The following is a 14394-nucleotide window of genomic DNA, read 5'->3' as shown; positions in this document are numbered from 1 at the left end:
CCTGGTCGCACTGTGGCCACCTCCCCGATTCCGGACCCCCGACCGACAGCTCCGCGCCGGCGTGCCGCCGCGCGGGAGCTGTGGCGCGGCGTGAGCGGGCGGGTCACGGAGCTGTTCGCCGGGCTGCACCAGCTCTGGCGGCGGTCGCTCCAGCTGCGGGTGGTGACCATCACACTGGTCGCGTCCAGCCTGCTGGTGGGCGGGTTCGCCTACCTGATCGCCGACAAGATCACCAGCATCCTGGTCGAGAACGCCGAGACCGACGTGCGGGTGCGGCTGGACAGCGGCGCGGAGTACGCGCGGAGGCAGTTCGGCCTCTACAACCAGCCGCACGAGACGCAGTTCCAGGAGACCGTCGACGGCACGGTCAACTACCTGGCCGGGGGTGACCCGCAGCAGACGACCGGCGTGATCGTGGCGCTCACCGCCGACAACCACACCGGGCTCATCCAGCCGCGCTCCTCGCCCGCGGTGAACGTCCGGCCGCTGATCAGCCGCGAGCTGCGCGCCGCCGTCGCCGGGGGCAAGGTCGCCAGCCAGATCCGCACCGGCCGGCTGGCCGGGGAGCGCACGAAATACCTGGTCTACGGCTCGCCCGTGCCCACCAAGTTCGGCCAGGTGGAGCTCTACTACCTTGTGCCGCTGACCCGGCAGGACGCCACGGCCGCCGACGCCCGCGACACGGTGATCGCCACGGGGGCGGCCCTGGTGATCCTGCTGGGCCTGCTCGCCGGTCTGGTCACCCGGCTGGTGGTGACGCCGGTGCGGGTGGCGGCCCGGACGGCCCAGCGGCTCTCCGCCGGCCTGCTCGACCAGCGGATGGCGGTCAACGGCGAGGACGACCTGGCCCTGCTCGCCGCGTCGTTCAACCAGATGGCGACCAACCTGCAACGGCAGATCCTGCGGCTGGAGGAGATGTCCCGGCTGCAACGCCGCTTCACCTCCGACGTGTCGCACGAGCTGCGTACGCCGCTCACCACGGTCCGGATGGCCGCCGACCTGATCTTCGCCGAGCGGGACGAGTTCGACCCGGCGGTGGCGCGCAGCGCCGAGCTGCTCCAGGCCGAGCTGGACCGCTTCGAGGAGCTGCTCACCGACCTGCTGGAGATCAGCCGCTTCGACGCCGGCTTCGCGATGCTCGACTCCGAGCCGACCGACCTGGTGCCGGTCGTGCACCGGGTGGCCGACCGGCTGGCCGGCCTGGCCGAACGCGTCGGCGTGCCCATCGAGCTGGACGTCCCCACCACGCCGGTGATCGCCGAGGTGGACCCGCGCCGGGTCGAGCGGGTGCTGCGCAACCTGGTCGGCAACGCCGTCGAGCACGGTGAGGCCAAACCGGTGCTGATCACCCTGGGGATGGACGACACCGCCGTCGCGATCACCGTCCGCGACCACGGAGTGGGGCTCAAGCCGGGCGAGGAGAAGCTGGTGTTCAACCGCTTCTGGCGGGCCGACCCGTCCCGGGCGCGGCAGACCGGCGGCACCGGGCTCGGGCTGTCGATCAGCCTGGAGGACGCCCGGCTGCACGGCGGCTGGCTGGAGGCGTGGGGAGCGCCCGGCCAGGGCGCCCAGTTCCGGCTCACCCTGCCGGCCCGGGCCGGCGACCGGTTGACCACCTCCCCGCTGCGACTGGTGCCGGCCGACGCCACCCTGCCCTTCGGCGGCCCCCGCGACGGCGGGCTGCTGGCCATCGGCCCCGGCAGCGGCGGCGTGCTCGCGATCGGCCCGGCCGCCGACGGGGCGGTGGCGACCGCGCCAGGACGGCAGGGGAGCGGGGGACGCGCGGAGGTGGGATCGTGAGGCGTCGCCTGCTCGCCGCTGTGCTCGGCGGCGCGCTGCTGTTGGGTGGCGCGGCCGGCTGCGGCATCCCGGCGGGCACGGAGGTGCGGGTCGAGGGGTCCGGGCCGGCGGCGGAGTCCGGCTCCACCAGCGGCGTCCGGGGCGAGCCCCCGAACCGCAGCGCCAGCGGCAGCGACCCGGAGCAGTTCGTCACGCACTTCCTCTCCGCCGCGGCCGGCGAGCCGGACCGGGCCTACCAGCGGGTCCGGCAGTTCATCGCCAAGGAGGACGTGGGCCGCCTCCAGGAGAAGCAGGGCAGCGAGGTCGCGCTGACCGTCGTCCGGCTCACCGAGGATCCGGTCATCGTCAACGACCCGGACAAGACCCGGGTGACCATCAACGTGCAGCAGATCGGCCTGCTCCGCGCCGACGGCACGCTGGCCCCGCCGGAGACGAGCACCACGTCGTACTCGTTCGAGCTGCGCAGCCCGCCGGGGCAGGAGGGCCGGGCCGACGCGGGGCTGTTCGTGGCCAACCCGCCGAACGCGCTGCTGCTCAGCGTCGAGGCGCTGGAGACCTATTACCAGAGCCGGACGATCTACTTCTGGAACAGCGACCGCAGCCAGTTGGTGCCCGACCGGCGTTACCTGCCGCTCGCCGTGCCCGACGAGCGGCGGGTGAGCGAGGTGGTCAAGTGGTTGACCGCCGGCCCCTCGGACTGGCTGCGTACCGGGGCCAGCAAGCTGCCCGACGGCACCCGGTTGATCAACAACGCCACCCGGACGGACGGCCGCTGGGAGGTCGACCTGGAGATGCCGGACGAGAAGGTCCGGCTGGAGCAGTTCGCCACGCAGCTCGCCTGGTCGCTGAACGACCTCGACGGGCCGCTGGAGATCAAGATTCGCACCCAGTCCCGCAAGGACATCCCGGACCTCGAGGCGCACCGGCGGTCGCACCCGGCGTACCGGCTCGGCGACGGCTTCCAGCGGTTCTGCGTGTACGAGGGCGCCGTCCACCCGCTGGCCGACGCCGGCGGACCGGTCGCCACGGTGCCGGTGGTGCCCGAGGCGAACAGGAACGTCGTGACGGCCGGGCTGAGCCGCGCCGACGACCAGATCCTGGCGGCGCTGGTGGTAACCGACGGCGACCGGCAGCGGCTCTCCGTCGGCACCGGCCTCGACCCGGTCGCCGTCTTCACCCGCGGCGCCAGGACGTTCGGCGCGGTCGGCCGGCCGGTCTGGCTGCGGTCGACGGGCCGGGGCGAGCCGGCCGGGCTGGTGGTCGCCGACGGCGCCCTCTACCGCTTCGACGCCCGGGCGCAGCTCACCGCGGTGCCGCTCGGCGTACCCGGCAGGGTGACCGCGGTGGCCGCCTCGCTCGACGGGCACCGGATCGCCGTCATCGCCGGCGGCGCGCTCTACGTCGCCGCCCTGAGCGCCGACGAGGGCGGGGTCACCCTCGGTCCGCCCCGCCGGCTGCCCACCCGGTTGACCGGCCTGTCGGCCGTCGACTGGTACGGCGAGGACAGGCTGCTCCTCGCCGGGGAGGCCGGCCGGCCGGCGGTCTACGAGGTCAGCGTGGACGGCGCCTGGGGCAGCCGGTTGGAGGACAAGATCGGCGCCCGGGTGACCCACCTCGCCGCCTACCCGGCCAACCCGACGCTGCGGTCGGGCGCGGCGATGTACGAGGCGAACGGGGTGGCCTACCGCAGCGGCCCGTTCGAGCGGATCCAGCCGGAGCAGGTGCAGGTGTCGCCGCCCTCGACCGGTGCGCGCGCCGGCAACCCGACCGCCCCCTTCTTCCTCTACTGATGTCGGGCCTCGGCGCGCTCTGGGCGGACCTCACCGACCTGGTGCTGCCCGTCGAGTGCGCCGGCTGCCGGGAACGCCGGCCCGGGCTGCGGCACGGCGTCTGTCCGGAGTGCGCGGCAGCGCTGGGCGGGCTGCCTCCCGGGGCGGTACGCCCCACCCCCGCCCCGCCCGGCCTGCCGCCCTGCTTCGCCCTCGGCCCGTACGCGGGCCCGCTGCGGGAGGCGCTGCTCGCGTACAAGGACCACGGCCGGCACGGGCTGGCCCGGCCGCTGGGGGCGTTGCTGGCCGAGGTCGTGGCGGCGGCGGTCGGCGGGGCGCGGCCGGTGACGCTGGTGCCCGTGCCCGACACGGCGGCGGCGGCCCGCGCCCGCTACGGCGACCACCTCGACCGGCTGACCCGGCACTGCGCGGCCCGGCTGCGCCGGGCGGGCTGGCCGGTGCTGGTGCGGCGGCCCCTGCGGGCCCTGCCCCGGCCCGACTCGGTGACGCTGGACAGTGCCGGGCGGGCGGCGGCGGCCGAGTCGGCCTTCCGGGCCCGTTCCCGGGTCGCGCCGGCCCCGGCCGGTACGGCGGTCGTTGTGCTCGACGACATCCTCACCACCGGCGCCACCCTCGCCGCCGTGGCGCGCGCGCTGACCGCGACCGGGCAGCCACCGACGGTGGCGGCGGTGCTCGCCGCGACCGAGAAACGGCACCGGTCGTAACCGATCGTGTTTCCGTTTCACCCGTTGGTGTATGACGTGTGAAAAATTTCTGGCCTCCTCCGCGACCGGGGGTGACTGCCGAGCGAACAGGAGTTAGCGTTTTCGTGTCGGGGGTAGGAGGTCTTCCCACCCGCCCCCGGCGGTGAAAGGAGGCGTAGCCGCACTGACCGGTCGACGCCGAGTGGGACCTCCCCCAGGGGCGCGCGACCGGATGCCGGATCGAACGACCATCCGACCAGGGAGGTCACATGGACATCGTGGTCAAGGGCCGTAACGTCGAAGTGCCGGACCATTACCGGGTGCACGTGGCGGAGAAACTCGCGAAGATCGAACGCTACGACCACAAACTTATTCGTGTCGATGTCGAGCTTTTCCACGAGCGCAATCCGCGCCAGGCGGACCACTGTCAGCGCGTCGAAATCACCTGCGTTTCCCGCGGCCCGGTGATCCGGGCGGAAGCCTGCACGAACGACTTCTACAGCGCGCTCGACGCGGCCATCGCCAAGCTCGACACCCGGTTGCGCCGGGCGGCCGACCGCCGCCGTGTCCACCGGGGCCGACACGCCCCGCTCTCCGTCGCCGCCGCCACCGCCGGCCTGCCGGTCGCCGATCTCGACGCGCCGCTGGGGGCATCCGCCGACGGCGCCCGTGCCGGCACGGCCACCGCCGTGGCGGAACGCGTGGAGGAGGAGCACGACCAGCCCTGGCACATCGCGCGGGAGAAGGTGCACCCCGCCGAGCCGATGACCGTCGACGACGCCCTGTTCCAGATGGAACTGGTCGGCCACGACTTCTACCTGTTCCAGGACAAGGAGTCCGGTCGGCCGAGCGTCGTCTACCGGCGGCACGCCTACGACTACGGCATCATCTCCCTCGCCATCTGATCTCGGTGCCGGGGTGGCGGCCCACGCCGTCACCCCGGCACGGGCCGCCGCCACCCCTCGGCGCGGGCCAGGCCGCCGCCACCCCTCGGCGCGGGCCAGGCCGCCGCCACCCCTCGGCGCGGGCCAGGCCGCCGCTCTGCCCGTGGGCGCTGGCGCTGGCGCTGGCGCCGGCTCTGGCGCCGCCCGTCCTCGCCCGCGTCCTGTGCGGCGGCGGCCAGGTCGCTGAGCGCGGCGGCGAGCCGTTCGGTCCGAGCCGCGGTGAGGCGCAGGTGGCGTCGGTGCAGCAGCGGCTCGCGCGCCCCATGCCCCACCACGCTCGGGTGGGCAGCCGAGCAGCAGCATGGCGGCCCGGATCACGGTGTTGCGGACTCCGCATCCCGGCCCGGCCCGACCGGTCACCGACGTCTGCCCGGCTCGCGCGCCTCCCACCCGCGCGGCCATCACCCTCTGCCACGCACTCCACCCGTCGCGCAGCGTCACCAGGCAGCGAGGAGAGGGCGTCCATCTGTCGCCCCTTTGCTCTGCACCCATCACCGCACCGCAGGTTTCACCTGCGGCTCTCTGTCCGGTAGATCATCTGGGTGGCTTACTCAACGTAACTGGTGCGCCGGTGGGTGCAGAGCAAAGCGTGGAAAGGGTCTACGCCGGAGGTCGAGGGGAAGCTACCGAACGTGACGGGCAGTTCGGCCGCCGGAGCCCGCACGAGGGGGGAGAGCCCGTTGCGTACCAGCCGTTGCGTAACAAGCCGTTGCGGACCAAGCGCCGGTGGCGGAGATGGCGGGGTCGTCCTCAACGGCGGCCCGGCTGTCGTCCGTCCTTGCCGCCGGCCCGGCCGCCGCCCACCCTGGGCGCCGCCCACCCCCGGCGCCGGCAGGCCCGCCCGGGTCGCGCGTCAGCGGAGTTCGGTGGGGAGCAGCCCGAAGACCAGGTCGTCGATCCGGGTGCCGGCCAGCCCGGGCAGCCGGCCGCGCAGCAGCCCTTCGCGGCGGAAGCCGACCTTCTCCAGCACCCGGTGCGACGCGACGTTGTCGGGCAGGGTGCCGGCGACCAGCCGGGCGACGCCGGCCGGCCCGAACGCCCAGCCGGCGAGGAGCCGCACCGCCCGGGTGGCGAGCCCGCGACCCCGCGCAGCGGGCAGCAGCGCGTAGCCGAGGCTCGCCTCGCCGGCGGCCACGTCGGTGTAGGACAGCCCGCAGCTGCCGGCCGGTTCGCCGGTGACCGCGTCGAGGATGAGCAGCCGGGCGATGTCGCCCGTCAGCCATCCGCTCTCCGCCAGCCGGCAGCGCCGCTCGATCGCCGAGCGCGCGGGCGGGACCGGCGGGGCCTGGTTCGCCACCACCTCCGGCAGCGTGTGGAGGCGGTACATCAGGTCGACGTCCTCCGGGCCGAGCGGCCGCAGCGTCACCACGCCGTCGGTGAGCCGGCCGTCGGGCAGGTCCGGCAGCAGCCGGGGGGCCGGACCGGGCGGGTCGTCGGCGAGGCGTACCCACGCCAGCAGGTCCGACCGGCCGCCGCCGCGGAGCTGGCCGGCCGACCGGCGTACCCCCTCGTGACGGAAGCCGGCGGCGAGCGCCACCCGTTGGCTGGCCGGGTTCTCGGCGTGGGTCATCAGCTCCAGCCGGTCGAACCCGTGCCGGAGCGCGGAGTCGGCCAGGGCCCGCGTCGCGTCGCTGGCGACCCCGCGCCGCCGCGCCCACGGCGCGACCCAGTAGCCCACCTCCGCCTGCCGGCGCGGCGTCACGACCTGGCCGATGCCCGCCCCGCCGACCAGCCGGTCGGTGGCGCGGTCGGCGATGGCGTACGCGGCCCCGCCGTCGGCCCAGGCCGCCGGGGCGCCCTCGGTCACCCACCAGCGGGCGTCGGCCTCGGTGTACGGCTGCGGCATGCCGGGGTTGAACCGCAGGTTGAGCGGGTCGGCGCAGCCGGCGGCGAGGTCCGCGACGTCGTCGGGGCGGAACGGCCGCAGCCGCACCCCGTCGCCTTCGATCACCTCGGGCGTCACGTCAGGTCCTCGGGGAGGAGCGCGCCGAGCCAGGCGTCCACCCGCCTGCCCCGGTGGGTGAGCCCGCCCCGGATGGTGCCCTCGACCGTGAAGCCGGCCTTCTCGGCGGCCCGGCGGGAGGCGGTGTTGCCGACGTTGGCCCGCCACTCGATGCGGGCCAGGCCCAGCGTGGTGAAGCCCCAGGTGGCGAGCACGGCCAGCGCGGCCGGCATGAAGCCCCGCCCCCGGCTCGCCGGCGCGGTCATGAAGCCGACGTCGGCCAGCAGCGGGTCGAGGGCGGAGAGGCGCAGGTCGATCGTTCCGGCGTACCGGTCGTCGGCGTCGGCGACCACGAAGCAGGCGCTGGTGCCGCCCGCCCAGGCGCCGCGCGAGTAGGTCAGGTAGGACTCGGCGTCGGCGGGTGCGTACGGGTCGGGCACGGTGGTCCACCGGATGGTCTCCGGGTCCCGGCAGGTCTCCACGACCGCGTCGAGGTCGCGCCCCTCCATCGGGCGCAGCCGCAGCTCGCCGCCGCCCGCGGTGGTGGCGAACAGGACGGGCTGGGGCCGGCCGAAGACGGCGGCCCGGCGGGCCTCCAGCGTGCCGGGCCCGGCCGGCCCGGTCTCGCCGGGGGCGGGCACCTCCCCGGGCAGCAGCGAGCCGATCCAGCCCTCGGCGCTCCCGCCGGGCGCGGGGTCGGCCAGCCGCAGCCGGCCCTCGACGCGGAAGCCCGTCCGGAGCGCGACGAGGCGGGAGGCGTGGTTGCCGACCTCGGCCTGCCAGATCAGCCGGCGCAGCTTCAAGGCGTCGAAGGCCCAGCGGGCGACGGCCCGGGCGGCCCGGACGGTGACGCCGTTGCCGCGGGCCCAGGGCGCGGCCCAGTAGCCGATCTCGCCGGAGCGCAGAACGGGGTCGATCGACACCAGCCCGCAGGAGCCGAGCAGCGCGCCGGTGGCGGCGTCGCAGGCCGCGAACGGCGCCCCGGTGCCGGCGGCCCAGTCGCCCGGTGCCACCTCGGTGACGAAGCCGCGGGCGTGTTCGGGCAGGTACGGGCGGGGTACGGTGGTCCAGCGCTGGATGTCCGGGTCCTGGCACGCCCGGAGCACCGCGTCGGCGTCGGTCGCCCGCCAGGGGCGCAGCAGCAGGCCGTCCTCGGTGATCTCCACAGGTTCCACCCGAGCCATCGTGCCGGATCGTTCGCGTACGGCGTAACCGGATATCGGCGGGAAGCGGCGGGCACCGAGCGAGTTATGTCGGTTTCGCCGGGTCGGAGGGCCGCCACCAGTGACCATCGCGCCGATGGAGCGCCTACGATGGTTCGAGACTGTCTAGGGGAGCGTTGATCCGTGTCGATTCTGGAAAAGGTCCTCCGCGCGGGCGAGGGCCGTATGGTGCGCCGGCTCAAGGCCATCGCCGCCGCCGTCAACTCGATCGAGGACGACTACGTCAACCTCACCGACGACGAGCTGCGGGGCATGACCGAGCAGTTCAAGGAGCGGCTGGCCGACGGCGAGACCCTCGACGACCTGCTGCCGGAGGCGTTCGCGGTGTGCCGCGAGGCGGCCGCCCGGGTGCTCGGCCAGCGCCCCTACGACGTCCAGGTGATGGGCGGCGCGGCGCTGCACTTCGGCAACATCGCCGAGATGAAGACCGGTGAGGGCAAGACCCTGACCTCGGTCATGCCGGTCTATCTCAACGCGCTCTCCGGCAAGGGCGTGCACGTCATCACGGTCAACGACTACCTGGCCCAGCGCGACGCCGCCTGGATGGGCCGGGTGCACGAGTTCCTCGGCCTGACCGTCGGCGTGGTCCTGCCCAACCGGCCGGCCGCCGAGCACCGGGCCGCCTACGAGTGCGACATCACCTACGGCACCAACAACGAGTTCGGCTTCGACTACCTGCGCGACAACATGGCCTGGTCGCGGGACGACCTGGTCCAGCGCGGCCACAACTTCGCAGTGGTCGACGAGGTCGACTCGATCCTCATCGACGAGGCCCGCACGCCGCTGATCATCTCCGGCCCGGCCGAGCACTCCGCCCGCTGGTACTCGGAGTTCGCGGGCGTCGTGGCCCGGCTCCAGCCCGGCAAGGACGGCGAGGGCGACTACGAGGTCGACCACGCCAAGCGGACCATCGCGGTCACCGAGCGCGGCGTCGCCAAGGTCGAGGACCGGCTGGGCATCGACAACCTCTACGAGTCGGTGAACACCCCGCTGGTGGGCTACCTCAACAACGCCATCAAGGCCAAGGAGCTCTTCAAGCGCGACAAGGACTACATCGTCAGCGACGGCGAGGTCCTGATCGTCGACGAGTTCACCGGCCGCATCCTGCACGGCCGCCGCTACAACGAGGGCATGCACCAGGCGATCGAGGCCAAGGAGGGGGTGGAGATCAAGCAGGAGAACCAGACCCTGGCCACCATCACCCTCCAGAACTACTTCCGCCTCTACGAGAAGCTCTCCGGCATGACCGGTACCGCCCAGACGGAGGCGGGGGAGTTCAACAAGGTCTACAAGGTCGGCGTGGTGACCATCCCGACCCACCGGCCGATGGTCCGGCAGGACCGGCCGGACGTGATCTACAAGACCGAGAAGGCCAAGTTCAACGCCGTGGTGGAGGACATCGCCGAGCGGCACGCGGTCGGCCAGCCGGTGCTGGTCGGCACGGTCTCGGTGGAGAATTCCGAGATCCTCTCCCAGCTGCTGCGCCGCCGGGGCATCCCGCACTCCGTGCTGAACGCCAAGTTCCACGCCCGCGAGGCCGAGATCGTCGCCCAGGCCGGCCGCAAGGGCGCGGTCACGGTCGCGACCAACATGGCCGGCCGGGGCACCGACATCCTGCTCGGCGGCAACGCCGAGTTCCTCGCCGCCAACGAGCTCCGTCAGCGTGGCCTCGACCCGATCGAGCACGAGGAGGAGTACGCCAAGGCGATGGAGGAGGTCCTGCCCAAGTGGAAGCAGGCCTGCGACGCCGAGGCGGAGGAGGTCGCCGCCGTAGGCGGCCTCTACGTGCTGGGCACCGAGCGGCACGAGTCCCGCCGGATCGACAACCAGCTGCGCGGCCGTTCGGGCCGGCAGGGCGACCCGGGCGAGTCCCGGTTCTACCTGTCGCTGCAGGACGAGCTGATGAAGCGCTTCCGCTCCGGCGCGGTCGAGGCGGTCATGGACCGCTTCAACATCCCGGAGGACGTGCCCATCGAGTCGAAGATGGTCACCAAGCAGATCAAGAGCGCGCAGGCCCAGATCGAGGGCCAGAACGCCGAGATCCGCAAGAACGTCCTCAAGTACGACGAGGTCATGAACAAGCAGCGCCAGGTGATCTACGCCGAGCGGCTGCGCGTGCTCAACGGCGAGGATCTCTCCGACCAGGTCCGCAACATGATCGACGACGTCGTCGAGGCGTACGTGCGGGGGGCCACCTCCGAGGGCTACGGCGAGGACTGGGACCTGGAGCAGCTCTGGTCCAGCCTCAAGCAGCTCTACCCGGTCGGCGTCACGATCGAGGAGCTGGAGGAGGAGGCCGGCGGTTCCCGGGCCAGCCTCGACGCGGACTTCCTGCTCAGCCGCCTCAAGGAGGACGCGCACGCCGCGTACGACCGGCGTGAGGAGCAGCTCGGCGAGGAGGGCACCCGCGAGCTGGAGCGGATGGTGCTGCTCCAGGTGATCGACCGCAAGTGGCGTGAGCACCTCTACGAGATGGACTACCTCCAGGAGGGCATCAGCCTGCGGGCGTACGCCCAGCGCGACCCGGTGGTGGAATACCAGCGCGAGGGCTTCGACATGTTCGCCACCATGATGGACGGCATCAAGGAGGAGACGGTCGGCTTCCTCTACAACCTCGAGGTCCAGGTCAACGAGCCGGAGCCCGAGGCCGAGGAGGTCCAGCTGCTCGACAAGCCGGTCGAGATCCGGGCCAAGGGCCTGGGCCGGGCGCCGCAGCAGCAGGGCCTGCAGTATTCCGCGCCGACCATCGACGGCGAGGCCGGGGCGGGCGCGGTGGCCGTCGAGCGCCCCGACGAGCAGGCGCCGGCGCTCGGCGTGAACCGGCCGGCTCCGGCCGCCCCGGCGGCACCGGGGACGACCGCCCCGGCGGCTCCGCAGCGCCCGGCGACGGGCCTGCGCGGCCCGGCCGTCGCGGCCAACGCCGGCCGGCGTACCGCGCCGGGCCAGGCGGAGGCCGGCAACGGGCCGTCCCGCAACGCGCCGTGCCCGTGCGGTTCCGGCCGCAAGTACAAGCGCTGCCACGGCTCGCCCAACGGCGGCGCCTGAGCAACAGGTGAGCGGGGTCTGCGCCCCGCTGGAGCGAATCGAGCCGCGGTCCTCGCCGACCGCGGCTCGACCGCGTTTCAGAGCACCTCGACCGCGTTTCAGAGCACCTGGAGGGCGGTGCAGAGCCAGGCGCCGCGGCGGTGTTCCAGGCGCAGCGCCATCGCCCAGGTGCGCCCGCCCGTGCCGGCGAGCACCGCGGCGGCCTCCACGGCCGCGGCCCGGGGCTCGCAGACCCGCAGCCGACGCAGCCGTACGGCGGGGCGGGTGGCCCGGCGCCGCACCGGGCCGGACCGGGCGGTGGCGCGGGCGAGCTCCGGCAGCAGGCCGGCCGCGCGGGACGGGTCGAGCAGCGGCCGGAGCTGCCCGGGCGGGCGGTAGCCGTTGAGCACCTCCAGGCAGGTGCCGACGAAGCGGTGGGCGGCCCGGGTGGCCTCGGGCGTGGCGGTCACCAGCGCGCCGGGAGGCAGCGGGGCGGCCGGGCCGCGCCCCGGTCCCGCCGGGGCGGGCGACACCCGCGCCCGGCGGCCGGGCGGTCGGTCGGCGTCGCGGCGGGCCGGCTCGAACAGGTCGAGGGCGAGCTGGGCGTGGGCGGGGGCGGGCCAGTGAGCGGCGTCGTCGTCGGCGAACGGCGGCTCGAACGAGGGCGCGGGGCGCAGCCGCACGGGAGGGCGGGTCGGCCCGGGGCGGCGCGAGTCGGTCATCCTGACCCTCCCATGATCTTGCGTTTGCCTGCGTTTGCCTTCGGTTGCCCTCATTCTCGGGCATGGCAGAGCCGACGGTCAATGCCTCTGCGGATCCGCGCGGCTACTCCGGGTCGCGCTCCGCCAGCGGGTTGCTCCGCACCCACTCGGCGGTCTCGGCGTACTTGCGCTCGATGTACTCCTCCAGCCGGGCGCGCTCGACGCGCCACTGACCCCGCCCGCCGATCTTGATCGCGGGCAGTTCGCCGCTGCGGACCATGTGGTAGACCTGCGAATCCGACACGTTGAGCTCGGCGGCCACGTCGGAGAGCAGCAGGAACCTCGGCTCCACGGAAACTCCCGGGGTCGGCGTCGTTTGGCTCAGTTTGCCACCGATGGCTGACACGGCCCACCCGGCGGCCGGGTCCCGGCGGCGACACGACCGGGGAACAGGCCGGCCGGAAGCTTCCGCCGGGCGGGTGCGAGGTGTATGACGGTCACGGCGTACGGCATGATCTGCGCCGGACCGGCGGGGGCCGGCGGAGGAACTGAGCGGGGGAGACGACCGGTGACCGAGGAGCTTGTCCGGGTGTACGTGCCGGCGACCGTCCCGATGCTGACCCTCCTGCGCGGGCCGGGCCTGCCCGTGGCCGCCGCGCACGCCGTCACCCCCACCCTGCGGGAGTGGTACGCCGAGGGCGACGAGGAGGAGCTGGAGTACGTCGCCTTCACCCGGGCCGCCCAGGACGCGCTCCAACTGCTCCGGGCCGACGCCGACGCGCCCCGCCGCCGGGTGGTGGTCTCGGTGGACTTGCCCGCCTCGGCGGTCGGTCGGGGTGACGGGGAGCTCGGCTCCAGCGCCATCGAGCTGGGCGCGCCCGTGCCCGTCGCCGCCGTGGCCGCGATCCACGTGGACGGCGCCGACGCGGTGGGGGACGTCGCCGCGGCGGCGGAGGTGGTCACCGAGGCGCTCGCGGGTGACCCGGACGCGCAGTTCACCGTCGACGGGGCCGAGGACCACGAGCTGGAGTGGTACGACGTCTCGGAGCTGGACGTCCTGCTCCGCGCCGCCTCCTGACTCCGCCGGTCGCCGCCCGGCGAGGGCCTCAGCGGGCGGTGCCGACCTCGCCCGGCTCGTCCTCGTCCTCGTCGTCGGCGCGGGCCGGCCCCAGGGTGCGGCCGAAGGCGATCATCGCGGTCAGCGCGCCGACGAAGAGCACCCAGATGCCGTTGTCCACGCGCGAGGTGCCCAACGAGGTCTGCGCCACCGCGTCCGCCTCGCTCAGCGCGCCGGCCAGGTCGAGCAGGGAGCGCCCGCCGATCCGAATGATCACCTCGGTGAGGAGCAGGAGCAGGCCCGGGCCGGCCCCGGCCAGCAGGTACGCGGGCCAGCGCGGCGCGGGCGCCGTCGCGTCCAGCCGGGCGGCCCGGCGGCGCGCCCAGGTCAGGTAGCCGAAGGCGAGCAGCCCCGCCACCAGGCCGGCGAGCAGCGACTCCGTGCGCGACACCCACTTGGCGGCGGTGAGCAGCGACTCCTGGCTGTCGCCGGCGCCGAAGAGGTCGAAGAGCGGGTCGCGGGCCCGGCTGAAGGCCACCACGAAGATCAGCGTGCCGAGGGCGGCGGCGACCACCGCCCCGACCACGGGCGCGGTGCGGGCGCCGGCGACGGCCCCGCCGATGGTCGCGGCTGCGGCGGTGGTGCCGGCGATGACGCTGGTGGTCGCGTTGTCGGCGTACGTCAGGTTGATCGCGAACGCGGCGGCGAGCGCGACGAGCAGGCCGGTGCCGATCGCCGCCACGAAGCGCAGGGTGACCCGGTCGCTGCCCCGGCGGGCGAGCAGGTCGACGCCGAAGAGGGCGAAGGCGGCGCCGGCGACCAGCGCGGCCGAGATCACCCCCGGCAGGGCGAAGGCGGAGAGGCTGATGGCGGTGAGGCCGGCGGCCGCCGAGTGGATCACCTCGCGCGTCGACCAGAGCATCGCGGCCAGCCAGCCGAGGGCCAGCAGCGCGAGCGCCGGCGCGCCGGGCGCGAGCGCCGGCCCGGTCCCCGTACCGTCGGCCGGCCCGGTCCCCGTACCGTCGGCCGGCCCGGTCCCCGTACCGTCGGCCGGCCCGGTCCCCGTACCGTCGGCCGGCAGGTCCGACCCGGCGGCGTCGGCCGGGCCCGGCTCGGCGGCGGTCTCGTCGGCCACCGGAACCGGCTGGTCGGACTCCGCGGCGGCGGAGCTGCCGGGCTGCTTGGTCATCCTCTTCCCTCCGACGGACGCCCGGCCCTCGGCGGGGCCGG

11 protein-coding genes are annotated in these 14394 nt (G+C 74.4%); 6 read left to right on the top strand and 5 right to left on the bottom strand.

What is annotated here, in order from left to right; genetic code table 11:
* The first annotated feature begins 12 nt into the window (after positions 1–12).
* From mtrB to hpf, 4 genes are all read left to right on the top strand, one after another.
* The gene (gene mtrB, locus GA0070606_RS11010; RefSeq protein ID WP_176737298.1) at positions 13–1800 is read left to right on the top strand and encodes an MtrAB system histidine kinase MtrB; all 1788 of its coding nucleotides are present in this window, start codon (positions 13–15) and stop codon (positions 1798–1800) included.
* Positions 1797–3590 carry an LpqB family beta-propeller domain-containing protein gene (locus GA0070606_RS11005; protein ID WP_091097406.1) on the top strand — a complete coding sequence of 598 codons (1794 nt, stop codon included), beginning with the start codon at positions 1797–1799 and terminating at the stop codon, positions 3588–3590. Before mtrB ends, GA0070606_RS11005 begins: the two co-directional genes overlap by 4 nt.
* Positions 3590–4294 (top strand): ComF family protein, encoded by a 705-nt coding sequence (locus GA0070606_RS11000; RefSeq protein ID WP_091097402.1) that lies wholly within the window; start codon positions 3590–3592, stop codon positions 4292–4294. The genes GA0070606_RS11005 and GA0070606_RS11000 overlap by 1 nt, the downstream gene beginning before the upstream one ends.
* 248 nt (positions 4295–4542) lie before the next feature.
* Positions 4543–5178 (top strand): ribosome hibernation-promoting factor, HPF/YfiA family, encoded by a 636-nt coding sequence (hpf, locus tag GA0070606_RS10995; RefSeq protein ID WP_091097398.1) that lies wholly within the window; start codon positions 4543–4545, stop codon positions 5176–5178.
* A gap of 892 nt (positions 5179–6070) precedes the next feature.
* On the opposite strand, the gene GA0070606_RS10990 is transcribed toward hpf, so the two are convergent.
* The gene (locus GA0070606_RS10990) at positions 6071–7180 is read right to left on the bottom strand and encodes a GNAT family N-acetyltransferase (protein ID WP_091097393.1); all 1110 of its coding nucleotides are present in this window, start codon (positions 7178–7180) and stop codon (positions 6071–6073) included.
* Positions 7177–8343: a GNAT family N-acetyltransferase gene (locus GA0070606_RS10985; protein ID WP_245724647.1), complete on the bottom strand. Its 1167-nt coding sequence runs from the start codon at positions 8341–8343 to the stop codon at positions 7177–7179. Before GA0070606_RS10985 ends, GA0070606_RS10990 begins: the two co-directional genes overlap by 4 nt.
* Positions 8344–8505: 162 nt before the next feature.
* Here GA0070606_RS10985 and secA point away from each other — a divergent pair, with 162 nt between their 5' ends.
* Positions 8506–11427 (top strand): preprotein translocase subunit SecA, encoded by a 2922-nt coding sequence (secA, locus tag GA0070606_RS10980; RefSeq protein ID WP_091097385.1) that lies wholly within the window; start codon positions 8506–8508, stop codon positions 11425–11427.
* Between the two features lie 98 nt (positions 11428–11525).
* Here secA and GA0070606_RS10975 read toward each other — a convergent pair whose 3' ends face one another.
* Positions 11526–12128 (bottom strand): Rv3235 family protein, encoded by a 603-nt coding sequence (locus GA0070606_RS10975; protein WP_091097381.1) that lies wholly within the window; start codon positions 12126–12128, stop codon positions 11526–11528.
* A gap of 103 nt (positions 12129–12231) precedes the next feature.
* The gene (locus GA0070606_RS10970) at positions 12232–12459 is read right to left on the bottom strand and encodes a helix-turn-helix domain-containing protein (protein WP_091097378.1); all 228 of its coding nucleotides are present in this window, start codon (positions 12457–12459) and stop codon (positions 12232–12234) included.
* A 216-nt stretch (positions 12460–12675) separates the two neighbouring features.
* On the opposite strand from GA0070606_RS10970, the gene GA0070606_RS10965 reads away from it, so the two are divergent.
* Positions 12676–13185 (top strand): DUF6912 family protein, encoded by a 510-nt coding sequence (locus GA0070606_RS10965; RefSeq protein WP_091097374.1) that lies wholly within the window; start codon positions 12676–12678, stop codon positions 13183–13185.
* Between the two features lie 28 nt (positions 13186–13213).
* On the opposite strand, the gene GA0070606_RS10960 is transcribed toward GA0070606_RS10965, so the two are convergent.
* Complete coding sequence (locus GA0070606_RS10960; RefSeq protein WP_091097373.1) at positions 13214–14353, bottom strand: hypothetical protein; 1140 nt, start codon at positions 14351–14353, stop codon at positions 13214–13216.
* Positions 14354–14394: the final 41 nt, after the last annotated feature.

This window comes from Micromonospora citrea (genome assembly GCF_900090315.1).
Lineage (GTDB): Bacteria > Actinomycetota > Actinomycetes > Mycobacteriales > Micromonosporaceae > Micromonospora > Micromonospora citrea.
The sequence above is the reverse complement of the archived record's forward strand: the minus strand, read 5'-3'. Positions and strand labels throughout refer to the sequence as shown.

What these genes read in the sequence shown, in the direction of transcription:
- GA0070606_RS11000 (WP_091097402.1), top strand. Translation starts at nt 3,590, where the DNA reads ATGTCGGGCCTCGGCGCGCTCTGGGCGGACCTCACCGACCTGGTGCTG.
- hpf (WP_091097398.1), top strand. Translation starts at nt 4,543, where the DNA reads ATGGACATCGTGGTCAAGGGCCGTAACGTCGAAGTGCCGGACCATTAC.
- GA0070606_RS10960 (WP_091097373.1), bottom strand. Translation starts at nt 14,353, where the DNA reads ATGACCAAGCAGCCCGGCAGCTCCGCCGCCGCGGAGTCCGACCAGCCG.
- GA0070606_RS10975 (WP_091097381.1), bottom strand. Translation starts at nt 12,128, where the DNA reads ATGACCGACTCGCGCCGCCCCGGGCCGACCCGCCCTCCCGTGCGGCTG.
- GA0070606_RS10985 (WP_245724647.1), bottom strand. Translation starts at nt 8,343, where the DNA reads ATGGCTCGGGTGGAACCTGTGGAGATCACCGAGGACGGCCTGCTGCTG.